Raw genomic sequence first — 21,475 nt, 5'->3', positions numbered from 1 at the left:
GCGGTGTTCTGATGCTGCGCGTCGTACTCGCCGACGATCAGGACCTGTTCCGGGCCGGGTTCGCCACGATCCTCGGCGCCGAGCCGGACATCCAGGTGGTTGCCGAGGCCCCCGACGGTGCCGCCGCCGTGCGGGCCGCCATCGAGCACCGTCCCGATGTCGTCCTGATGGACATGCGGATGCCCGTCCTCGACGGTGTCGCCGCGACCCGTCAGGTCTGCGCACTCACCCCGAGCCGGGTTCTCGCCCTGACCATGTTCGACACCGACGACTACCTGTACGCGGCCCTGCGTGCCGGCGCCAGTGGCTTCATGCTCAAGGACGCTCCTCGAGCCGACCTGGTGAACGCCGTCCGCGTGGTCGCCGCCGGGGACGCGCTGCTCGCCCCCGCCGTCACCGCCCGCGTGATCGGCGAACTGCACCGGCGCGGGCACCCGGACCCCGCCCGGGCCGCCGCGGTGACCGCCCTGACCGCCCGCGAGACGGACGTACTGCGCCTGATCGCGGCCGGGCTGTCCAACGCCGAGATCGCCGCCCACCACCACCTCAGCGAGCACACGGTGAAGACCCATGTCGGCAACCTGCTCACCAAACTGCACCTGCGCGACCGCGCCCAGGCGGTGATGATCGCCTACGAGTCCGGCCTGGTGGTCCCCGGCCACTGACGTGACCGGCCGGCGGGGCCCGCTGCTCGGGCGGCCCGCCGGCCGGAGGGGTACGCCTCCTACAGGGTGCGCGCCAGCCGGTCGGCGAGCGTCCGGGTGAAACGGGCCGGGTCGGTCAGCTCACCGCCCTCGGCGAGCACCGCCAGGCCGTACAGCAGCTCGGCGGTCTCGGTCAGGGCGACGGAGTCGCTGCCCTGCTCGTGGGCCTTGCGCAGCCCGGCGACCAGCGGGTGACCGGGATTGATCTCCAGAATCCGCTTGGTCGGGGGAACCTCGTGCCCCATCGCCCGGTACATCTTCTCCAGGGTCGGGGTGAGGTCGTGCGCGTCGCCGACGACGCAGGCCGGTGAGGTGGTCAACCGCGACGACAGGCGGACCTCGCGGACGCTGTCGGTCAGGGTGGTGCCCAACCAGTCGAGCAGCGCCGCGAACTCCTGTCGCTGCTGCTCGCGCTCGGCCTCGGCCTGCTGCTTCTCCTCATCGGTGTCCAGGTCGATCTCGCCCTTGGCGATCGAACGCAGCGGCCGGCCGTCGTACGCGCCCACCCGCTCGACCCACACCTCGTCGACCTGGTCGGTGAGCAGCAGCACCTCATGCCCCTTGGCCCGGAACGCCTCCAGGTGCGGCGAGTTCTCGATGGCGGCCCGGGAGTCACCGGTGGCGTACCAGATGTCGCTCTGGCCGTCCTTCATCCGCGCGACGTAGCCGGCCAGGTCGGTGGGCTCGGCCGGGTCGTGGGTGGAGGCCACCGACAGGATGTCCAGCAGGGTGTCGCGGTTGTCCGTGTCGTCGATCAGCCCTTCCTTGACCACCGCGCCGAACTCGGTCCAGAAGGTGCGGTAGCGCTCGGCGTGGTTGGCCTTCAGGTCCTTGACCGTGGCGAGGATCTTCTTCACCAGACGGCGGCGGACGATCTGGATCTGTCGGTCCTGCTGGAGGATCTCCCGGGAGATGTTCAGCGACAGGTCGTGCGCGTCGACCACGCCCTTGACGAAGCGCAAATAGGTGGGGACCAGCGCCTCGCAGTCGTCCATGATGAATACACGCTTGACGTAGAGCTGGACGCCACGGCGGCCCTGCGGGGAGAACAGATCCAGTGGGGCGTGGCTGGGCAGGAACAGCAGCGCCTCGTACTCGAAGGTGCCCTCGCCCTTCATGTGTACGACCTCGAGCGGGTCGGCCCAGTCGTGGCTGACGTGCTTGTAGAACTCGTTGTACTCGGCGGCGTCGACCTCGTCGCGGGGCCGCGCCCAGAGCGCCTTCATCGAGTTGAGGGTCTGCACCTCGCTGGTGGCGTCCGCGCCGTCAGCGCCGGGGCGCTCGACACTCATCCGGATCGGCCAGGCGATGAAGTCGGAGTATCGCTTGACGATCTCCCGGATGGTCCACTCGGCGGTGTAGTCGTGCAGGTTGTCCTCGGTGTCGACCGGCTTGAGGTGCAGCGTCACCGTGGTGCCCTGGGGCGCCTCGTCGACCGTCTCGATCGAGTACGTGCCCTCGCCGGCGGACTCCCACCGCGTACCGCCGGTCTCGCCGGCCTTGCGGGTCAGCAGGGTGACCCGATCGGCGACCATGAACGCGGCGTAGAAGCCAACGCCGAACTGGCCGATCAGGTCCTGCGAGGCGTGGGTGTCGGCGGATTCGCGCAGCTGGCGCAGCAACTCGGCGGTGCCGGACTTGGCGATGGTGCCGATCAGCTTGACGACCTCGTCGCGGGTCATCCCGATGCCGTTGTCCCGCACGGTGAGGGTGCGGGCGTCCCGGTCGACCTCAAGTGCGACGTGCAGGTCGTCGGTGTCGGCGACGAGGTCCTTGTCGACCAGCGTGGCCAACCTGAGCTTGTCCAGCGCGTCGGACGCGTTGGAGATGATTTCCCGCAGGAAGACGTCCTTGTTCGAATAGATCGAGTGGACCACCAACTGGAGGAGCTGACGCGCCTCGGCCTGGAACTCCAACGTCTCGGCCTGGTTACTCACACCGTCTCCCTGCTCGGCTCGTGCGGAGGTTCGCGGAAAGGATACGAGCCGTCACCGGCCGGGTGGTGGCCGCATCCGGGTCGTATTCCCGATCCGGGCGCGCCACCCGCGTGACATGGCTGACTTTGCCCGACAGAAGTCAGGTCGGATAGCGTGACGGCATGAAGATCGCTGGAAGTACCGCCCTCGTCACCGGCGCCAACCGCGGCTTCGGCCGGCACCTGGCCGCCGAACTCCTCGCCCGCGGCGCCACCGTCTACGCCGGCGCCCGCAACCCGGACACCGTCGACCTGCCAGGCGTGACGCCGGTGCGGCTGGACATCACCGACCCCGCCTCGATCACCGCCGCCGCCAAGTTGGCCGGCGACGTGAACCTGCTGATCAACAACGCCGGCATCGATTCCCGGACCGACCTGCTGGACGGCGACCTGGACCTCGTCCGGCTCGAACTGGAGACCCACTACGTGGGCAACCTGTCGATGATTCGGGCGTTCGCACCGGTCATCACCGGCAACGGCGGCGGGACCATCCTCAACGTGCTCTCCGTGTTGTCCTGGGTGAACTTCCCCCTGCACGGGGCCTACGGTGCCGCGAAGTCGGCCGAGTGGGCGATGACCAACGCGCTGCGCATCCAGCTCGCCGAGCGGGGCGTCCGGGTCGCCGGCCTGCACGTCGGCTACATGGACACCGACATGGCCGCCACGGTCACCGGCCCGAAGTCCGACCCGGCGCTGATCGCCCGGATCGGGGTGGACGGCATCGAGGCCGACGCGTACGAGATCGTGACCGACGACATCAGCCGTCAGGTCCAGGCGGGGCTAGCCGGAGGGGTCTCCGCGCTCTACCCGCAACTCCCCTAAACCCCCGCCCCGCCCGCGTACCCCGCGCGCCCCTTGCGGCCCGCGCGCCCCTTGCGGCCCGCGTACCCCGCGTGCCCCGCGCGCCCGCGCCCCTCGGTCCCGCGATCTAGGGCGAATCGTCGTCAGACGATCTCCGTTCACAGCAATCTGCCCTAGATCGACGCGCGCTGCCCTAGATCGACGGGCGGCGGGCGGCGGGCGACGGGCGCTGGGCATGGTCGCCGGGTGGAGGCGAACGGGGTGCCTCCACCCGGCGACCCGCCGTCAGCTTGCCTGCAGCGTCACGTCGTCGATCACGAAGCTGGTCTGCAGCGAGGAGTCCTCGGTGCCGGTGAAGGTCAGCGTCACCGTCTGCCCGGCGTACGCGGCCACGTTGAGCGTGCGCTGGACGTAGCCGGTGGCGGCGTTGAGGTTCGAGTACGTCGCCAGCGTGGTCGAGCCCACCCGGACGGTGAGCTTGTCGTAGGCCGTGGAGCTGGTGGTCTCGGCAGTGTCGATGTGCAGCCAGAACGACAGCGTGTAGCTGGCGCACCCGGCCGGTACGGTCACCGACTGGGACAGGGTCTCGGTGCGGGTGCTCCCGTACCCGTTGAGCCATGCCTTGTACGACCCGGTCCGGGCCGGCTGGCTGCTGGAGTTGGTGATCACGCCGGAGGACGCGGTCCACGGCGTGCTGCCGCTCTCGAAGCCGCCGTTGCCGATCACCTGACCGCCTGCGCAGCCGCCGGTGCCCGTCACGGTGAGGGTGAGGCTGGCGGTGCGGGTGACCGAGCCGGTGCCGGTGACCGTGACGGTGAAGGTGCCGGTCGCCGCGCTGGCCGACGCGGTCAGGGTCATCGTGGCCGAGCCGCCGGAGGTCACCGAGGACGGGCTGAAGGAGACGCTGACCCCGCTGGGCGCGCCGGAGGCCGAGAGGCTGACCGACTGGGCGGAACCGGCGGTGGTGGCGGTGGCCACCGTCGCGGTGGTGCTGGCGCCCCGCGCGACGGTGCGCGTCGTCGGGTTGACAGCGACGGAGAAGTCGTTGGTCGGGGTGCCCCCGCCCACGGCGAGCTGCCACAGCGCGTACGCGACGCCGTCCGCGGCCCGGTTCAGCACGGTGGCGCTGACGTTGGCGGTGGTGTCGCAGGCCCGGTGGTAGCACGGGTCGTAGGCGGCGTTGGCGGTGCCGCCCCACTTGGCCGCCTGGGCGCTGGTCTTGCGGGCACTGGCGCCCGCGGCGTAGCCGGAGGTGAGGATGCCGGCCTGCTGGAAGTAGTAGTCGTCGGAGCGGCCCTGACCCTCGACGTTCTCCTCGGGTTGCAGCCCCAGCGAGTCCCAGTACGCCTTCAGCGGCGCCGCTGTGGTGGACGTGACCCGGTTGATGAAGTAGCCACCGTTGACCGAGCCGACCATGTCGAAGTTGTAGTAGCCCTTGATGTAGCCCCGCTGGGTGGTGTTGAGCGAGTTGACGTAGAACCGGGAGCCGTTGAGCCCCTGCTCCTCGTCGGTCCACCAGGCGAACCGCACCCGCTTGGTCATGGTCGGGTTCTGCGCGGCCAGGACCAGCGCGTTCTCCAGCAGGGTCGACGATCCGGTGGCGTTGTCATTGATGCCCGGACCGGCCGAGACGCCGTCCAGGTGAGCGCCGAACATGACCACCTGGTCGGCCGGGCCGCCGGGCCACTCGGCGATGAGGTTGTTCGAGGGGTACGTGCAACTGGAGCAGTTCTGCTCGCTGACGGTGTAGCCGGCCGCCTGGAGCTTGCTCTTCACGTAGTTGAGCGAGGCGGTGTAGCCGGCCGAACCAGCCCGCCGGTTGCCGCCGTTGCTGGTGGCGATGGAGTTGAACTGGGTCAGGTGCGCCTGGACGTTGGTGACGGAGATGTCCGGTGCTGCCAACGCGACGGCGGGCGCGGCGATCGGCCGGGCCACCGTCGTCACGGGCGTGGGTGACGCGGCCACCGGCTGGGCGGCCAGCGTCACCGTCATTCCGGCGAACACGGCAAGCGCGACTCCCGCGCTCAGCGTTCTGCCTCTCATGGGGGCTCCTCGGGGTTGGAGAGATACCCGAGACAATTACAGATATCGATCTCGTGGGCATCGGTCGTTCGTCCGGAACCGCCACCGGTTCGACGGTGGGTACCGGCGTCGGCACAGGTGAGTAGAGGTGCCAGGATGGGTAGGTAACGCAGCAGGGGTCGTCGGGCCCGGAACGGGGGCTTGCGATGGGGCCGGGTCGAGCGTGACACGACCCAGCAGTGGCCTGTTCACCGGCGGCGGTGACACCGGCAGGTTGATGGCAGAGCTGGACTGGGCCCGCACTCCGCTGGGCCCGGTGACCGGATGGCCGCAGAGCCTGCGCGCCGCGGTGCAGCTGGTGCTGTCCTCCCGGTACCCCATGCTGCTGCTCTGGGGTGAGAGCTACTCCCAGCTCTACAACGACGCGTACTCCGCGCTGATCGGCGACAAGCACCCGGCCGCGCTCGGCGACGACGTGCGGGTGACTCTGGCCGAGGGCTGGGACGTGCTCGCCCCGCTGATCCAGCAGGCCATGGCAACCGGAGTGGCCAGCTGGGTCCCCGCCCTGCGGCTGCTGCTGGAGCGGGCCGGCTACCGCGAGGAGGCCTACTTCAGCGTCTCGCACGCCCCGGCCCGGGACGACGACGGCCGTACCGTCGGCGTGCTCGCGGTGTGCAGCGAGGTCACCGAGCAGGTGGTCGGCGAACGCCGGCTGCGCCTGCTGCGCGACCTGTCCGTTCTCGGCGACGGACGCACCGTCGACGTGGACGCCACCGGCGCTCGGCTGATCGACGCGATCGACGGCCATCCGCTGGACGTGCCGTTCGCCGCCATCTACGTGCGTGACGGCGCGGTGCTGCGGCGGATCGCCGGCGGCGGCCAGGGGCACCCGGGAGTGCTGCCGGACACCGTCGAGTTGGCCGCACCGGGCCCGGGGGCGTACGCCTGGGGGCTGCCGGACGCCGCCGAGGGCCGACCGGCCCAGGTGACCGACGTCGCCGACCGGCTGCCACTGCCCGCCGGCCCGTGGGGCGACCCGGTTCGCACCGCGCTGGCGCTGCCGCTGCCCTCGGGTGACGAGGATCAGCCGCTCGGCGTACTGGTGGCGGGGGTCAGCCCCAGCCGAGGGCTCGACGAGGCGTACCGGGCCTTCACCCAACTCCTGGCCCAGCAGATCTCGGTGGCGCTGCGCAACGCCCAGGAGTACGAGGAGGAGCGGCGCCGAGTCGAGGCGTTGGCCGAACTGGACCGGGTCAAGACCGACTTCTTCGCCAACGTCAGCCACGAGTTCCGTACCCCGTTGACCCTCATCCTCGGCCCGCTGACCGACGCCCTCACCGACGCCACCACGCTGCTGGCACCGGTGCAGCGGGAGCGGGCGGAGACCGCCTGGCGTAACGCCACCCGGCTGTTGACCCTGGTCAACAGCCTGCTCACCTTCTCCAGCCTGGAGGCCGGGCGCGCCCGCAGCGACGCCCGCGTGGTCGACCTGGCCGCGCTCACGGCCGAGCTCACCGGTGTGTTCCGGGCCGCCGTCGAGCGGGCCGGGCTGACTCTTGAGGTGGTCTGTCCACCGCTGCCCCGGCCGGTCACGGTCGACCCGGTCAACTGGGAACGCGTCGTCACGAACCTGCTGTCCAACGCCCTGAAGTACACGTTCATCGGCCGCATCCGGGTCGCCCTGGACGCCGACGATGAGGAGGTACGCCTCACCGTCGCGGACACCGGTATCGGCATCGCCGAACGAGACCTGCCGAAACTCTTCGAACGCTTCCACCGGGTGCAGGGCGCCCGCTCGCGCAGCCACGGGGGCACGGGCATCGGCCTGGCCCTGGTGCACGAGTTGGCCCGGCTTGAGGGCGGTGAGGTCCGGGTGACGAGCCGAGTGGGCGTCGGCAGCACCTTCACCGTGGCGCTGCCCTGGTCGGCGGCACGCCGCACGGCGGTGACCGGTCCGCTACTGGACGGGCGGGGTGACGCGGCCCGCGCCGCTGTCGAGGAGGCGATGGGCTGGCTCGCCGAGCCGGGCGGCAGTCTGACGGAGCCCGTCCGTGCGCCCGGGACGGCCGTGGACGAACTTGCCGGGGCGCGGATCCTGGTCGCCGACGACAACAGCGACATGCGGGCGTACCTCAGCCGGCTGCTCGCCGGGCAGGGTTGGCGGGTGCGGGCCGTCACCGACGGCCGGCAGGCCCTCGACGAGGTCCACCGCGACCTTCCGGACCTGGTCCTCACCGATGTGATGATGCCGGTGCTGGACGGCTTCGACCTGGTGCGCAGGCTGCGCGCAGACCCGGCGACCCGGGCGCTGCCGGTGCTGGTGCTCTCCGCCCGTGCCGGCGGAGAGGCCAGCGTGGAGGGCCTGAGCCTGGGCGCCGACGACTACCTGGTGAAGCCGTTCGCCGCCGCCGAGCTGATCGCCCGGATCCGGGCCACCATTCGCCGAGCCCGCGACCGCACCCACCCGGCCGCCGCCAACGGCACAGCGACAGTCGGCGCCGCACCGGCGTCGGCACGGTCCGCCGCGGTCAGCGCCGTCGCGCCGGCCCCGGCGGTCGACGAACCACCGGTCGAGGGGCCGTCGGCCGACGCCGTCCCGGGTACCACCGGCGAACCCGACTCGGACGCGTCCGTGGTCGCGGAGGTCCTGGCCGACCGGGACGGGCTGGGCGAGATCCTGGACGTCGGGTGGACGTACCCGTCGGCACCCACCTCGGCCGCGGCGATGCGTCGGGATGTCCGGCTGACGCTGGGCGACCTCGATGTCGACCCGGACGTGCTGGAGGATCTGCTACTCGCCACGTCGGAGGCGATGAACAACGCTGTCGAGCACGCGCAGCGGCCCAGCCGTCCGGAGGTGCGGCTGCGGGTCCAGGTGGGCGGTGGTCTGATCCGGATCTCGGTGCGGGATTTCGGCACCTGGCGGGACCGCCGGCCAGCGATGGACCGGGGACGGGGCGCGCTGCTGATGAACGCCTACGGCGACGTGCGGCTGGTCTCCACCGCTGCGGGGACGACCGTGACCATCGAGCGCCGGCTGACCGGCCCGGCCTGAGCGACCAGCCGCCAGCGCGTCAGAGTCGGCGGCCGCTGCCGTCGCGGGCGATGATGCCGTCGAGCCGCTCCCCCGGGGTCAGATCGGCCGGGTCGAACCAGAAGATCACCACCGCCTTGTCGGCACTCCAGCGGGTCAGCCGGGCATCGACCTGCCGGCCGTCCGCCGTGCCGATGATCCGCTGGGCCGGGCCGACGAAGTACCCGAAGGTGGGCACCGGCGCGGCCGATGCCCGCTCGCCGTAACCGATCTGGTGGAACCCGGGCCCGCGGTCAGCTCCTTCGACGTCGTTGACCAGGATGTCCGTGGTCAGCGTGCCGTCCGGGGCGCGGCGACCGGCGGCCAGCCCGATGGACACCTTGGGTTGGCCGGGCACCGACACACTGACGACGTAGTACACACGCTGGTCGGTGCCGTGCCGCACCCCGCTGTCGATCACCTGGCCCAGGGGCTTCGGGGACGGTACGTCGAGGGCCGTCGGCGGCGGTGGCGTGGGCCCCAGCGAGTTCGGCACCATCGGCGAGACAACGGCCGGTGGCGGAGCGACGGCGACCGGCGGTGGACGCTCGGTCGTCGGCGGATCGCCTGGGCGGGCGCCGACCGCCACCACGACGACGACGACGGCCAGCCCGGCCGCGAGCGTCGCCCCTCCGGCTCCGGCGACCCGTCGACGGGTACGCAGTCGCCGCCCCTCGCGCATGACGGTGGCCAGGTCAAGCGTGGCGTCGGGGCGCTCGGTCGCCCGCATGGCGTGGCGGAGCCGGTCCAGCTCACTCATCGACACGCCTCCTGGTCGGCCGTCCGGGGTGCGGCGGTGCGCAGCTTCTCCAAGGCTCGGGAGCTGGTGCTCTTGACCGTGCCCACGGATACGGCGAGTTCCCGGGCCACCTGCGCCTCCGGAAGGTCGAAGTAGTAGCGCAGCACGACGATGGCCCGCTCGCGAGGGCTGAGCGCGCCGAGGATGGTGATCAACCAGCGCCGGGTGGCCACCTCGTCGGCCACGTCGTCGCGCCGCTGCGGGGGGACCTCCTCGGTCGGATACTCCCGTATCGGCCGCCGCCACCCGTCGACCAGGTGGTTCACCAGGGTACGGCGGGCGTACCCGTAGGCGTCGTCGTCGTGGATCCGGGACCACGAGGCATAGGTACGGACCAGAGCGGTCTGCGCGGCGTCCTCGGCCTGGTGGTGGTCGCCGGTCATCAGGAACGCGGCATGCACCAGTCGTGCGGACGCCGCCCGCGCGAACTCGACGAACTCCGCGTCACCCCGCGCCACCGTGAACCCTCCCCCGTGTCACACCGCTATGGACGGGGAAGGAGGGCAAAAGGTTGAGTCCGAGTCACATCAACTTTTCGCCGTGGTCACCCGTCTTCTCCCCCGCGCCGCCGACTGGCGCGCGAGGGGAGAGACATGTCGACGAAGGTTACCCGCCGGTGGCGTTCCGCCTCAGCGGCGTTGCTGCTGGTGCTGGCGCTGCTCACCGGATGCGGACTGCCAGCCGCCGGGCAACCCCCGACCGAGCCCGTCGCCGCCGGACCGTTGCCCGGCGGGCCACCCGCGACCACCGCTCCCGGTCGGCCGACCGGAGTCGCCGGTGTGACGCCCACCGTCGTACCTGCCCTCCCGATCAGCTACCCCGCCACCGGCGGCAACCGCTGGTCGGTGGCGCCCGCCGAGACGGCACCGGCACGCGCGACCGGCGGCCGGCTGCTGCGCTACCGGGTCGCCGTGGAGCGCGACATCCGGGGCCTGCCGGTGGGCGACATCGCCACGGCGGTCTCCGCCACCCTGAACGACCGACGTGGGTGGACGGCCGGCGGGACGTGGCGGCTGCGCCGGGTGGGTACCGGCGGGACGACCGACTTCACCATCTACCTGGCGACCCCCGGCACCCGCGACACCCTCTGCCAGGACGTGCCGGACGGCTACACCTCGTGCCGCAACGGGGACCGGGTGGTGCTCAACGTGGCGCGCTGGGTCCAGGGAGTGCCGGGCTACGGCGCGAACCTCGACAGCTACCGGGAGTACATGGTCAACCACGAGGTGGGGCACCGGCTCGGGTTCGGTCACGAGCGGTGCCCGGGGCGGGGCCAGCCGGCGCCGGCGATGCAGCAGCAGACCCTGGGCCTGCACGGCTGCACCGCGAACGCCTGGCCGTACCCGGATGGCAAGGTCCGCTACCGCGGGCCGGTCGGGGCGTACCGCGATGAGATCCCGCGGCGCGCGGGTGCCCACTCGGCGCACTGAGCCGACGAACCTCAGGTTCGGCGGCGGCGCTCCTGGTCGAGCCGCTCGTCCAGCCGTCCCAGCTCGTAGATGGCGTTGAGGTTGGTCGGCAGCCGGCTGACATTGTCCGGCACGGGGCCGGGATCCGGCTCGGGTGCGGGAGCGGGGGCCGGCGCAGGTGCGGCGGCGGGGCCTGGCGCGGCGACCGCCGGGCGGCGGCGCAGGAGCAGCAGTGCCAGCACCGCGAGGGCAGCCACGACCAGCAGGTAGTACGCGGGCGGCCAACCGTCACGAGCGGGGTTGGCGAGCGTCGGCGGGGCAGCCGGATCGGAGGCGTCACCGTTGGGCAGGGGCACGGCTGCCTCGCGGGCGCCCGTGCCTCTGCCGGCGGAGCGATCAGGCGCGGCGGGCGCCGCCGGGGCTTGGACACCGGCCGACGACCCAGCGGGCGCGGGAGCCGCAGTGGGCGCCGCCGCGCTGGGCCGATCGGTGGCCGGTGGCGTGGACGGCGGGGTGGCGCTCGGCGTCGGAGCCGTGCTCGGCGTGCTGTCGCCCCTGAGCAGGTCGTCGACGATCCGGCCGACGCCACCGAGAAGGTCGCCGACCGGACCCGAGGTGATCGACGGGGACGGCGTGGGCGCGAGGGCAAGGGTCAGCACGAGGGCGATGACGGCAGGCATGGACCACCTCGGATGTGACGATGTGCCAGGCACGGTACCCCAGTGCGACGGCGCATGGTGACACACCCGCGTCGGGGCGGGGACGCGTCTCGCGCACGTCCCCGCCCGCAGTGTCCTCGATGGTCAGACGGGCAGACCTCCGACCTGGGTGGAGATCCAGGAGCGGATCGACGGCAGGTCGACGTAGATGGACGGGCCGGTGGCGCAGGTGGAGTTGTTGTTGCCGGCCCGGCTGGTCGCGCCGATCAGGTTCCACACTCCGTTGACCCGGCGCACCTGCGGCCCGCCCGAGTCGCCGTAGCAGGCCCCGGAGTTGCCGTTGGTGTTGTTGGTGCAGATCTCGTACGGGCCGTTGATGCCGGAGCACCGGCTGTCGGCCACGATGGACGTGTCCAGCTCGTTGGCGACCGCAGGGGCTGATCCGCAGCCCCGGGGCGCGCAGGTCTGACCCCAGCCGATGATCCGGGTGGCGGTGCCGACCGCGCCGGAGGTGCTCGGGATCGGGGCCGGGGCGTAGGCGACCGAGCTGGCCAGTTGCAGCAGCTTGACGTCGACGCTCGGGTGGTTGACCGCACGGGTCACCCCGACGACGGTGCCGCCGCTGGTGCGGTTGACGCTGCCCACCCGCACCGACGACGGCGTCGAGCAGTGCTTGGCGGTGACCGCCCAGTTGCCCTTGATCAGCGTGCCGGTGCAGCCGGACACGTACACCATGAAGGGGTAGTTCTCCGAGGCCGACCGGCCGCCGACCACCGTCGGACCGATGTCCGAGGCACCGCTCCAGGTGTACGTCTCACCGACCGCGGGCGCGGCCAGTGTGCCGGCGAACAGCGAGTTCACCCGGCTCGCCTCGGCCGAACTGGGGTTCGCGTTACGGCAGGAGACCGGGGCGCTGCTGCCGGACATCAGGTCGGTGCAGAGGCCGGTGCGCCGGTCCGGCAGGCCGAGGATGTGGCCGATCTCGTGGGCGGCGATCCGGTTGCGGTCGTAGCCCTGGTTGACGGCCGTGCGGCCCATCCAGATCCGGCCCGAGCCGAGGCCGGTGGGCTGCGCCCGGGGCCAGCCGTCGTCGACGGTGATGGTGATGCTGGCCGGGGTCCCGGCCTGGAGCCGAACGGTGCTGACCCGGCTGTTCCAGATCTGCGCCGCCTGGTCGAAGTTGGCACGGAACTCACCGGTCCGGCTCGCGTCGTAGTAGACGGTCCGCACGGCGGCGGCCGGTGCGCCGGTGGCGAGCTGCATTCCGGCAGCCGCCAGCACGGCCACCAGCACGGCCTGCACCGTACGTCTCAGTTGTCGTCGGAACATCACGCACTCCCCTGCGGTCATCCGGCGACCATCGGCCACCGGTCATCGATGTACGTGAATGCTAAAGGCGCGACGATCGATGTCCGGCATAGCGGAATCCTCATACCGGCGAGGCCATCGGCTGTTACTCAGCGGTTACGTCTCGGCGAAGTACCCGTGCCGAGGCAGGACGACGGTGGCAGCAGCGGAGGGTCACCGGCAGCGCCGCCGCGACGTGGCCCCGAACATCGAACGGAGAAACCACCATGAGGATCAGGAGCGCACTGACAGCGTTGGCGGTCGTGCTCGCCGGGCTGGTCGCCGGCGCGGGCAGCAGCACCGCCGCGGGCAGCACGACCAGTTCGGCGTACTGCGGGATCACCTGGGGCAGCGCGGAGAAGTCGGCCGGAACGCTGAGCGACGCCCCGCTGGTCGACGTACGGACCGGCCGGCACGACTGCTACGACCGGGTGGTGTTCGAGTTCGCCGGCCCGGTCGACGGTTACGCGGTCGGCTACGGCGAGACGTGGACCGAGGGCGAGGGGTTGGCTCTGTCGCCGTACACCGCCGGGGGCGCGCTGCTGCGGGTCTCGCTGCGGGCCCCCGCGTACGACGCCGCCCACCAGGGCGCCGTGCCCTACGCGGTCGGAGCGCACGTCGCGAACGTACTGCGCTACACGACGCTGCGCGACGTCGTCTTCGGCGGCAGCTTCGAGGGTTACAGCACCTTCGCGGTCGGCGTACGGGCTCGGTTGCCGTTCCGCGTGATCGTGCTGGCCGGCCCCGGCACCCACAGCCGCGTCGTGCTCGACGTGGCCCACCAGTGGCAGGAGTGAGCACCAGGCTGCCCGTCCGGAGGCGACACCACGCCCCGGGCGGGCACGGCCGGACGGTTCGCTGCCGTCCGGCCGGGCGAGCCTCAGCTGCGGGAGCCCTGCGGGGCCTGGTCAGGTGCCTCTTCGGGCGACTCGTCCGCCAGGTGCCAGACCTCTCGCATCGGGGCCCACCAGTGCCCCGATCCGGGCTCGGCGAGCGACTCCTGACACGGGTCGGTCAGCTTCCACCACTCCTGCGTCTGCGGGTCCGCGGCGATGAGCCGCTGGTCGGCGTCGTAGTCGTCACCGACGTACTCGTAGTAGCCGACGAGCAGGTCGTCGTGGAGGAAGATGGTGTAGTTGCGGAAGTTCGCCTCGCGTAGCGTCTGCTCGACGCTCGGCCAGACGGCGGCGTGTAACCGCAGGTAGGTTTCCCGCTGGTCCGGGCGGAGCCGGATCACACAGCCATAACGTTGCACGTCGTGCCCTCTCGTGTGAGCTGACCAAGTCGAGAGCAAGGTAGTGCACCTCCCGCCGCCGTTGCAGGATGCCTGGTGCGGGGCGGCGCGGGTGGCCCGGCCGGCCGCCGAGACCGACCGTTTTGCCAGGACTGTGGACCGTGGCGGCGGGTCTACCCTCACTTCATGGAGGGCCGCGTGCTGGTGGTCGAGGACGACGCCTCCATCCGGGAGGTCACCGCCCTCGGTCTGCGCCGCGCCGGCTTCCGGGTCGACACCGCCGTCGACGGGCGGCAGGCCCTGGTGGCGTGGCGAGCCCACCCGGTCGATCTGATCGTGCTCGACGTCATGCTGCCCGGTCTGGACGGCCTGGAGGTCTGCCGGGAGATCCGGCGTACCAGTCAGGTGCCGATCCTGATGTTGACCGCGCGCACCGACACGATCGACGTGGTGGTCGGGCTGGAGTGCGGCGCGGACGACTACCTGCGTAAGCCCTTCGACCTGCCCGAGTTGGTGGCCCGGGTCCGCTCGGTGCTGCGCAGGGCGAGCGCGCCGGTCGCGTCGACCATCATCGAGGTCGGGAGCCTGGAGATCGACCCCGGCAGCTTCGTCGTCCGCCGAAATGGTCGGGAGGTGGCGCTGACCTCCACCGAGTTCCGCCTGTTGCTGGAGCTGGCCCGCCGACCCGGCCAGGTCTTCACCCGGGAGCTGCTGCTGGACCTGGTCTGGAACCACAGCTTCCTCGGTGACTCCCGACTGGTCGACGTCGCGGTCCAGCGGCTGCGCTCCAAGATCGAGAACGACCCGGCGCAGCCACGGCTGATCCGTACCGTGCGCGGCGCCGGCTACAAGTTGTCCATGGGCTGACGGGAGGGTCGGCGATGGCCGGACGCGCGGTGGCACCGGGCCGTCTGCGGCGCCGGCTGACGATTGCGTTCGTCCTGGTCGCCGGGGTTTCGGCCGGGCTGCTCGCCGGCGGGACCGGGCTGCTGCTGCGGCAGTCCTGGTTGGACGCGTCCTTGCAGGAGGCCGCCGCCGACGCCCGCTACCAACTCGTCCTCGCCGGACAGTTCCTCCCGCTGACCGAGCAGCGCAGCACCGACCTGCTCACCAGCTTCGAGGCCAGCGGACGGCACGTGGTGCTCGTCGACGGCCCGAGCCGTCCCTCGCACCCCGCGTACGCCCCGGCGCTCGGCACCGACTTGCGGGCCACGGTCGCGGCCGGGCAGCTCGGCTACCAGCGCTCCGCGCCGACGGAGCGTCCTCGACTGTTGGTCGTCGGCGGGCGCATTCCCGGCTCGACCGCCGAGCTGTACGTGCTCACCGTGGAGGACGACGTCGCCACCGACCTGGGTCAGCTGCGTACCGCCCTGCTGGCTGGCTGGGTGCTCGTGGTGTTGCTCGCCGCCGGGGTGGGTCACGCGCTGGCCCGGCGCACGTTGGAGCCGGTGGGTCGGGCCAGTCGGGCCGCTCGGGCGCTCACCGAGGGGCTGCTCGCCACCCGCCTGCCGGTACGCGGGCGCGATGAGTTCAGCGTCTGGGCGGCGTCGTTCAACGAGATGGCCGAGGCGCTGGAGTCGAAGATCGCCGCCCTGTCGGCTGCGCAGGCCCGGGAGCGGCGGTTCACCGCCGATGTCGCGCACGAGCTGCGTACCCCGGTGACCGCCCTGGTGGCCGCGGCGTCGCTGCTGCACGAGCACCTGGACCAGCTGCCCGACGACGCGCGACCGGCCGCGCGCCTGCTGGTCGGCGACGTGGTCCGGCTGCGCCGGCTGGTGGAGGACCTGATGGAGATCTCCCGGCTGGACGCCGGCCGGGAGCAACCAGCCGTCGGGCCCGTCGACGCGTCGGCGCTGCTGCACGGGATCGTCGCCGCGCGCGGTTGGTCGGAGCGGGTACTGGTCACCGCCGACTCGGTCACGCTGCGCACCGACGCGCGCCGGCTGGAGCGTGTGCTGGCCAACCTTATCGCCAACGCTGTCGAGCACGGCGGCGGAGAGATCCGGGCCACCGTGGCCGGGGCAGGTCCGCTGGTCGTCTTCGAGGTCACCGACCAGGGGCCGGGCATCCCGGCGGAGCACCTGCCCCGCGTGTTCGACCGGTTCCACCAGGTCGACCCGTCCCGCTCCGCGCCGGGCAGTGGGCTCGGGCTGGCCATCGCGCGGGAACACGCCGCTCTGCTCGGCGGCGTGCTGAGCGTCCGTAGCGGGCCCGACGCCGGCACCTGTTTCCGGCTGGAACTGCCGGCCCACGGTCCCGCCGCGCCCCAGAGCGACGACGGCGAGCAGCGGCACGCCGGCACGGTGGCGGGCGGTGCGCGATGAGCCGGCGAGGTGCCGCCCGGGCGATCACACCGGTGCTCGTCGCCGCGCTGCTCATGACCGCGTGCGGCACACCGCGCTCCGGTGCGCTCGGTCCGGCGCCCACCGGTGCACCCACGAGCGCGGCCCCGTCGAGCGCCGCACCGAGCGAACGTCCGGATCCGACCCGCACCCCGCCATCGGACCCGCCACATTCACCCACGAAAACCGCGCCGACGCCGGCCGGCACCAGCACCGCTGACACCGTGACCATTGAACTGTGGTTCGTCCGCGCCGGGCAGCTCGTCCCGACGCGGCGGACCCGGCCAGCCACCGTCGCGACGTCCCGACTGGCGCTGACCGAGCTGGCCACCGGGCCCACGCCGGCAGAGGCCGCCACCGGGCTGACCACCCTGCTCCCGGTCGGCGTCGAGGTCACCCGGATCACCGACGGCGTGGCGACACTGCGGGTCGCGTCCGCCGACGATCCGGTGGACCGACGGCTACGCGAGGCGCAGGTGGTGTGGACGCTCACCCAGTTCCCCAGCGTGCGGCAGGTCCGCTTCGGCGACGGGCCACCGGTCGACCGAGCCGACTACACCGGTCTGCTGCCGCCGATCGTGGTCACCGGCCCGATCCCCGGCGACCGCGTCTCCACCCCACTCACCGTCACCGGCAGCGCCGACGTGTTCGAGGCCACGGTGAGTGTCCGGGTGCTGGACGCCGCCGGCCGGGAGGTGGCCACCGGTTTCGGCACCGCCAGCTGCGGCAGCGGCTGCCGGGGCGCGTACCGCGTGGTGGTCGGTTGGCGCACGGCTCGGGAGCAGAAAGGCACGGTCGAGGTGTACGAGGTGTCCGCCCGCGACGGCTCGCGGATCAACACGATGGCCGTTCCGGTGATCCTCGCGCCCGGCGGCTGACCACCGGGTTCACCCGCCGGCCACCGGCCCGAAACGCAATCGTTTCGTCCACTCGGTGCGATGCAACTCACGAAAACCTGCGCGTTCGGACAACCGCGAACTAGTGTCAGTACGACATCGTTTCGCGGGGGGTTCGGGGATGCTGGGTGGTCAGCAGGTGGGCGCGGGTGCCGGGGTGCCGGCGGCCCGGGGTCCGCGGTGCACCGACAGCGCCCTGTTCGCCGTGGTCATCGACCTGCTGCGCGAGGTCGGCTTCGACCGGTTGACGATCGACGCCGTCGCCGCCCGCGCCCACGTCAGCAAGGCCACCATCTACCGGCGCTGGGACGGCAAGGCGGAGCTGGTCGTCGCCGCCCTGCGCGACCGGCAGGTGGGCGTGCACAACCCACCCGACACCGGTTCCCTGCGCGGCGACCTGATCGAGTTGCTGCGCGCCACGGCCGCGATCTGCGCGGCAGACTGCGATCTCATGCAGGCGTTGGCCTTCGCCATGCGGACCAATCCGGAGCTGGAACGCCTGGTGCGTCACCAGGTGCTGCCCGCCGGGCGGGTGGCCAGCACGGCCATCCTGGTCCGCGCCGCCGCCCGGGGTGAGATCCCGCCGGAGGCCGGCGAACGGGAGCTGTTCCACGAGCTGGCGCCCGCGCTCTCCCTGTCCCGCATCGTCGCGTCCGGCCTACCCGCCGATGACGCGTTCCTCACCCAGGTCGTCGACCAGGTGCTGATTCCGGTGCTCCGCTATCAGCCCGACAGCCTGTCGCAGGCCTGATTCATCGCCATTCGCAACACGGAAGGCTTCACCATGCCCGGAACTACCTCGACCGCCCCCGGCGCACCCGGCGCCGGGACGTCGACAGGCGCGCCGCACCCGCGGCGCTGGATCGCGCTGGCGGTCATCGCGGTCTCGCAGCTGATGGTGGTCCTGGACGCCACCATCGTGAACATCGCACTGCCGCAGGCCCAGGCGGACCTGGGCATCAACGACGCGAACCGGCAGTGGGTGGTCACCGCCTACACGCTGGCCTTCGGCGGTCTGCTGCTGCTCGGCGGCCGCATCGCCGACTACTGGGGGCGCAAGCGCACCTTCCTGGTCGGCATGACCGGTTTCGCGCTCGCCTCGGCGCTGGGCGGTCTGGCCACCACCGGTGGGATGCTCTTCGCCGCCCGCGCACTGCAGGGTGCCTTCGGCGCGCTGCTCGCCCCGGCCGCGTTGGCGCTGCTCACCGTCCTGTTCACTGAGACCACCGAACGCGCCAAGGCCTTCGCGGTGTACGGCGCGATCGCCGGCGGTGGATCCGCCGTCGGTCTGCTGCTCGGTGGGGTGCTCACCGAGTACGCCGACTGGCGCTGGTGCCTGCTGGTCAACATTCCCGTCGCCGCCATCGCCATCGCCTTCGCGCTCCCACTGGTGCCGGAGAGCCGGGCACACGGCAACACCCGATACGACGTACCCGGTGCGATCGTGGTGACCGCCGGCCTGGTCTCCCTGGTGTACGGCTTCACCAAGGCCGCCGAGAACGGCTGGGATGCCACCGCGACGCTCGGCTTCATCGCCGCGGGCGTGGTGTTGCTCGCCGCCTTCGTGGTGATCGAGATGCGCTCCAGCCACCCGCTGCTGCCGCTGCGGATCCTCCTGGACCGCAACCGGGGCGGCGCGTTCCTCACCTCCACGCTCATCGGCGCCGGCCTGTTCGGGGCGTTCCTCTTCCTGACCTTCTACTTCCAGGTGGTGCTGCAGTACAAGCCGCTGGAGGCCGGTCTCGCGTCGCTGCCGGTCACCGCCGGTGTGCTGATCGCCGCGGGTGGTGCCAGCCAGCTGATGCCACGGTTGGGTGCCAAGCCGCTGATGGTCGCCGGTACGGTGCTCGCCGCCGTGGGCATGCTGGTGCTGACCCAGATCGACGTGAACACCTCGTTCCTCACCCACCTGCTGCCCGCCCAGGTCATCCTGGGCCTGGGCCTGGGCTTCACCTTCGTCCCGCTGTCCAGCCTCGCCCTGGTCGGGGTGCCGGAGCACGACGCCGGCGCGGCCAGCGCGACGCTCAACGCCACCCAGCAGATCGGCGGCTCCCTGGGCACCGCGCTGCTGAACACCATGTACACCAGCGCCGTCGCCGCCTACCTGGTCGGCCGGGCACCGACCCCGGTCAACCAGATCGAGGCGCTGGTGCACGGTTACAGCGTGGCGTTCGCCTGGGGCGCGGCGCTGATCGTGCTCGCCGGGCTGGCCACCCTGTTCCTGGTGAAGGTGCGCAAGGAGGACGTCCCGACCGGCAACACCGTGCACATGGGCTGAGCTGACCGACGCGGCCGCCGGCCGGACCGCCCCGACCCGGGGGTGGGCCGGCCGGCGTCCACCTCCGGTAACGTCCCGACCACCGTCGAAAGTCCGTTTGAGGAGATCCATGCCCACCCCTGCTGACCAGATCATCACTGCTCTGCGCGCCGGCCACGAGGAGCTCGCCGCGCTCGTCCGGGACCTCAAGGAAGACGACCTGCTCCGGCCGTCGGGGGCCAGCGAGTGGCAGGTTTCCCAGGTGCTGAGCCACCTGGGCAGCGGCGCCGAGATCACCCTGGCGTCGTTGGACGCCGCCCGCACCGGCGCACCCGGCCCGGACGGGGACTTCAACCGCGGCGTCTGGCAGCGCTGGGACGCGATGTCCCCGGCCGAGCACGCCGCCGGCTTCCTCGCCACCAACGAGCGGCTGGTCGAGGCGTACGAGGCGCTGGACGCCGACACCCGAGCCTCGCTGCGGATCGACCTCGGCTTCCTGCCGGAACCGGTCGACCTGGCCACCGCGGGCCGGTTCCGGCTCAGTGAGTTCGCCCTGCACCAGTGGGACGTCGAGGTGGCGTTCAACCCGTTCGCGGCGGTGACCCCGGAAGCGGTGCCGCTCCTGCTCGACCAGATCGGCGGCATGCTGGCCTGGACCAGCCGGCCGCAGGAACTGGCCGGCCGGGAGGCCACCCTGCTGGTCCGGCTGCACGCACCCGAGCAGGCGTACGGGCTGCGGCTGGGCGAGAAGGTCGAGCTGGTCGACGCGCCGGAGCAGCCCGACGGCGAGCTGACCGCCCCGGCCGAGGCGTGGCTGCGGCTGGCCACCGGACGGCTCGGGTCTGCCAACACCCCGGAGGGGGTGCGGGTGACGGGCCCGGTGCCCCTGGACGACCTGCGCCGGGTCTTCGCCGGCTTCTGAGGAGATGCCGCGCGGGCCGGTCACCCCGACCCGCGCGGCCTGTCGACCCCGTCAGCCCTTCACGCAGACCACCTGCTTGAGGTGCGCGACCACCTCGACCAGATCCTCCTGCTGGGCCATCACCTCGGTGATGTCCTTGTACGCGCCGGGAATCTCGTCGACCACCCCGGCGTCCTTACGGCACTCCACCCCGGCGGTCTGCGCGGCCAGGTCCTCCGTGCTGAAGGTCCGCTTGGCCTGCGCCCGCGACATCCGCCGCCCGGCCCCGTGCGAGGCCGAGCAGTACGCGTCCGGGTTCCCCCGACCCCGCACGATGTACGACCCGGTGCCCATCGACCCGGGGATGATGCCCAGGTCGCCCCGCCCGGCCCGGATCGCCCCCTTGCGGGTGACCAGCACGTCCACGCCGTCGTAGCTCTCCTCGGCGACGTAGTTGTGGTGGCACGAGATGGGCTCGTCGTAACCGACCTGCGGGAAGTGCTCGCGCACCACGCCGCAGAGCAGGGCCAGCATGACCGCCCGGTTGCGCCGCGCGTACTCCTGCGCCCAGAACAGGTCCCGCCGGTAGGCGTCCATCTCCGGCGTACCGACCAGGAACACCGCCAGGTCCCGGTCGGGCAGGTCGACGTTGTGCGGCAGACCCCGCGCCACCCCGATGTGCCGCTCAGCCAGCTCCTTGCCGATGTTGCGTGATCCGGAGTGCAGCATGAGCCACACCCGGCCCTCGTCGGCGCCACCCTGCTCCAGGCAGACCTCGATGAAGTGGTTGCCTCCGCCGAGGGTGCCGAGCTGCCGCTGCGCCCTGGTCTCCAGCTGCGCCACCCGCCGGTCCAGCCCGGCGAAGCGGCCCCAGAAGTCGTCCCAACCGGCCTGCTCCAGGCCCCGCACCCGGCGCGGGTCGACCGCCTTGTCCCGCTTGGTGAAGCCGACCGGGATGGTGGCCTCGATCGCGGAGCGCAGCCCGGCCAGATCGTCCGGCAGGTCGGCGGCGGTCAGCGACGTACGGACCGCCGACATTCCGCAGCCGATGTCCAC

19 protein-coding genes are annotated in these 21,475 nt (G+C 72.0%); 11 read left to right on the top strand and 8 right to left on the bottom strand.

Features of this window, described 5'->3' with window-relative positions; genetic code table 11:
* The first annotated feature begins 11 nt into the window (after positions 1–11).
* Positions 12–665, top strand: coding sequence for a response regulator transcription factor (locus ABZT18_RS28075; RefSeq protein WP_354995904.1), 654 nt, complete (start codon positions 12–14; stop codon positions 663–665).
* 59 nt (positions 666–724) lie between these two features.
* Here the strand turns inward: ABZT18_RS28075 and htpG are convergent, their stop codons facing one another.
* Positions 725–2,641 (bottom strand): molecular chaperone HtpG, encoded by a 1,917-nt coding sequence (htpG, locus tag ABZT18_RS28070; RefSeq protein WP_354995905.1) that lies wholly within the window; start codon positions 2,639–2,641, stop codon positions 725–727.
* 161 nt (positions 2,642–2,802) lie between these two features.
* Here htpG and ABZT18_RS28065 point away from each other — a divergent pair, with 161 nt between their 5' ends.
* Entirely contained in the window at positions 2,803–3,501 is a 699-nt protein-coding gene (locus ABZT18_RS28065) for an SDR family oxidoreductase (RefSeq protein WP_354995906.1), read from the top strand.
* Between the two features lie 264 nt (positions 3,502–3,765).
* On the opposite strand, the gene ABZT18_RS28060 is transcribed toward ABZT18_RS28065, so the two are convergent.
* Complete coding sequence (locus tag ABZT18_RS28060; protein ID WP_354995907.1) at positions 3,766–5,523, bottom strand: M28 family peptidase; 1,758 nt, start codon at positions 5,521–5,523, stop codon at positions 3,766–3,768.
* Positions 5,524–5,725: 202 nt separating this feature from the next.
* Between ABZT18_RS28060 and ABZT18_RS28055 the strand changes: the two genes are divergently transcribed.
* Positions 5,726–8,557: an ATP-binding protein gene (locus tag ABZT18_RS28055; protein WP_354995908.1), complete on the top strand. Its 2,832-nt coding sequence runs from the start codon at positions 5,726–5,728 to the stop codon at positions 8,555–8,557.
* Positions 8,558–8,576: 19 nt separating this feature from the next.
* On the opposite strand, the gene ABZT18_RS28050 is transcribed toward ABZT18_RS28055, so the two are convergent.
* Together ABZT18_RS28050 and ABZT18_RS28045 are read right to left on the bottom strand one after the other, a co-directional pair.
* Positions 8,577–9,335: a hypothetical protein gene (locus tag ABZT18_RS28050; RefSeq protein WP_354995909.1), complete on the bottom strand. Its 759-nt coding sequence runs from the start codon at positions 9,333–9,335 to the stop codon at positions 8,577–8,579.
* On the bottom strand, positions 9,332–9,832 hold the full coding sequence (locus tag ABZT18_RS28045) for a SigE family RNA polymerase sigma factor (protein WP_354995910.1): 501 nt from the start codon (positions 9,830–9,832) through the stop codon (positions 9,332–9,334). The genes ABZT18_RS28050 and ABZT18_RS28045 overlap by 4 nt, the downstream gene beginning before the upstream one ends.
* A gap of 135 nt (positions 9,833–9,967) precedes the next feature.
* Between ABZT18_RS28045 and ABZT18_RS28040 the strand changes: the two genes are divergently transcribed.
* On the top strand, positions 9,968–10,804 hold the full coding sequence (locus ABZT18_RS28040) for a DUF3152 domain-containing protein (protein WP_354995911.1): 837 nt from the start codon (positions 9,968–9,970) through the stop codon (positions 10,802–10,804).
* 11 nt (positions 10,805–10,815) lie between these two features.
* Here the strand turns inward: ABZT18_RS28040 and ABZT18_RS28035 are convergent, their stop codons facing one another.
* Positions 10,816–11,463, bottom strand: a complete 648-nt coding sequence (locus tag ABZT18_RS28035; protein WP_354995912.1) for a hypothetical protein — start codon at positions 11,461–11,463, stop codon at positions 10,816–10,818.
* Between the two features lie 123 nt (positions 11,464–11,586).
* The gene (locus ABZT18_RS28030; protein WP_355252888.1) at positions 11,587–12,771 is read right to left on the bottom strand and encodes a snapalysin family zinc-dependent metalloprotease; all 1,185 of its coding nucleotides are present in this window, start codon (positions 12,769–12,771) and stop codon (positions 11,587–11,589) included.
* Positions 12,772–13,016: 245 nt separating this feature from the next.
* Between ABZT18_RS28030 and ABZT18_RS28025 the strand changes: the two genes are divergently transcribed.
* Positions 13,017–13,586 (top strand): hypothetical protein, encoded by a 570-nt coding sequence (locus ABZT18_RS28025; RefSeq protein ID WP_354995914.1) that lies wholly within the window; start codon positions 13,017–13,019, stop codon positions 13,584–13,586.
* A gap of 83 nt (positions 13,587–13,669) precedes the next feature.
* On the opposite strand, the gene ABZT18_RS28020 is transcribed toward ABZT18_RS28025, so the two are convergent.
* Positions 13,670–14,026 (bottom strand): L-rhamnose mutarotase, encoded by a 357-nt coding sequence (locus tag ABZT18_RS28020; protein WP_354995915.1) that lies wholly within the window; start codon positions 14,024–14,026, stop codon positions 13,670–13,672.
* 183 nt (positions 14,027–14,209) lie between these two features.
* Here ABZT18_RS28020 and ABZT18_RS28015 point away from each other — a divergent pair, with 183 nt between their 5' ends.
* From ABZT18_RS28015 to ABZT18_RS27990, 6 genes are all read left to right on the top strand, one after another.
* Positions 14,210–14,890, top strand: a complete 681-nt coding sequence (locus tag ABZT18_RS28015) for a response regulator transcription factor (protein WP_354995916.1) — start codon at positions 14,210–14,212, stop codon at positions 14,888–14,890.
* Between the two features lie 14 nt (positions 14,891–14,904).
* Entirely contained in the window at positions 14,905–16,347 is a 1,443-nt protein-coding gene (locus tag ABZT18_RS28010; protein WP_355252885.1) for a HAMP domain-containing sensor histidine kinase, read from the top strand.
* Entirely contained in the window at positions 16,344–17,243 is a 900-nt protein-coding gene (locus ABZT18_RS28005) for a Gmad2 immunoglobulin-like domain-containing protein (RefSeq protein ID WP_355252882.1), read from the top strand. The genes ABZT18_RS28010 and ABZT18_RS28005 overlap by 4 nt, the downstream gene beginning before the upstream one ends.
* Positions 17,244–17,382: 139 nt before the next feature.
* Complete coding sequence (locus ABZT18_RS28000) at positions 17,383–18,012, top strand: TetR/AcrR family transcriptional regulator (RefSeq protein WP_354995919.1); 630 nt, start codon at positions 17,383–17,385, stop codon at positions 18,010–18,012.
* A gap of 33 nt (positions 18,013–18,045) precedes the next feature.
* The gene (locus ABZT18_RS27995) at positions 18,046–19,539 is read left to right on the top strand and encodes an MFS transporter (protein ID WP_355252879.1); all 1,494 of its coding nucleotides are present in this window, start codon (positions 18,046–18,048) and stop codon (positions 19,537–19,539) included.
* 109 nt (positions 19,540–19,648) lie between these two features.
* Entirely contained in the window at positions 19,649–20,440 is a 792-nt protein-coding gene (locus tag ABZT18_RS27990) for a maleylpyruvate isomerase family mycothiol-dependent enzyme (RefSeq protein ID WP_354995921.1), read from the top strand.
* A gap of 51 nt (positions 20,441–20,491) precedes the next feature.
* Here ABZT18_RS27990 and ABZT18_RS27985 read toward each other — a convergent pair.
* Positions 20,492–21,475: RtcB family protein (locus ABZT18_RS27985; RefSeq protein WP_355252876.1), on the bottom strand; the 984-nt coding region annotated here is incomplete at its 5' end.

The organism is Micromonospora sp. NPDC005291 (assembly GCF_040607415.1).
Lineage (GTDB): Bacteria > Actinomycetota > Actinomycetes > Mycobacteriales > Micromonosporaceae > Micromonospora.
The sequence above is the reverse complement of the archived record's forward strand: the minus strand, read 5'-3'. Positions and strand labels throughout refer to the sequence as shown.

Coding starts and splice junctions, on each gene's coding strand:
- ABZT18_RS28075 (WP_354995904.1), top strand. CDS start 12: ATGCTGCGCGTCGTACTCGCCGACGATCAGGACCTGTTCCGGGCCGGG.
- ABZT18_RS28005 (WP_355252882.1), top strand. CDS start 16,344: ATGAGCCGGCGAGGTGCCGCCCGGGCGATCACACCGGTGCTCGTCGCC.
- ABZT18_RS28015 (WP_354995916.1), top strand. CDS start 14,210: ATGGAGGGCCGCGTGCTGGTGGTCGAGGACGACGCCTCCATCCGGGAG.
- ABZT18_RS28000 (WP_354995919.1), top strand. CDS start 17,383: ATGCTGGGTGGTCAGCAGGTGGGCGCGGGTGCCGGGGTGCCGGCGGCC.
- ABZT18_RS28060 (WP_354995907.1), bottom strand. CDS start 5,523: ATGAGAGGCAGAACGCTGAGCGCGGGAGTCGCGCTTGCCGTGTTCGCC.
- ABZT18_RS28025 (WP_354995914.1), top strand. CDS start 13,017: ATGAGGATCAGGAGCGCACTGACAGCGTTGGCGGTCGTGCTCGCCGGG.
- ABZT18_RS28050 (WP_354995909.1), bottom strand. CDS start 9,335: ATGAGTGAGCTGGACCGGCTCCGCCACGCCATGCGGGCGACCGAGCGC.
- ABZT18_RS28030 (WP_355252888.1), bottom strand. CDS start 12,771: ATGTTCCGACGACAACTGAGACGTACGGTGCAGGCCGTGCTGGTGGCC.
- ABZT18_RS28035 (WP_354995912.1), bottom strand. CDS start 11,463: ATGCCTGCCGTCATCGCCCTCGTGCTGACCCTTGCCCTCGCGCCCACG.
- ABZT18_RS28065 (WP_354995906.1), top strand. CDS start 2,803: ATGAAGATCGCTGGAAGTACCGCCCTCGTCACCGGCGCCAACCGCGGC.
- ABZT18_RS27995 (WP_355252879.1), top strand. CDS start 18,046: ATGCCCGGAACTACCTCGACCGCCCCCGGCGCACCCGGCGCCGGGACG.
- ABZT18_RS28040 (WP_354995911.1), top strand. CDS start 9,968: ATGTCGACGAAGGTTACCCGCCGGTGGCGTTCCGCCTCAGCGGCGTTG.
- ABZT18_RS28010 (WP_355252885.1), top strand. CDS start 14,905: ATGGCCGGACGCGCGGTGGCACCGGGCCGTCTGCGGCGCCGGCTGACG.
- ABZT18_RS27990 (WP_354995921.1), top strand. CDS start 19,649: ATGCCCACCCCTGCTGACCAGATCATCACTGCTCTGCGCGCCGGCCAC.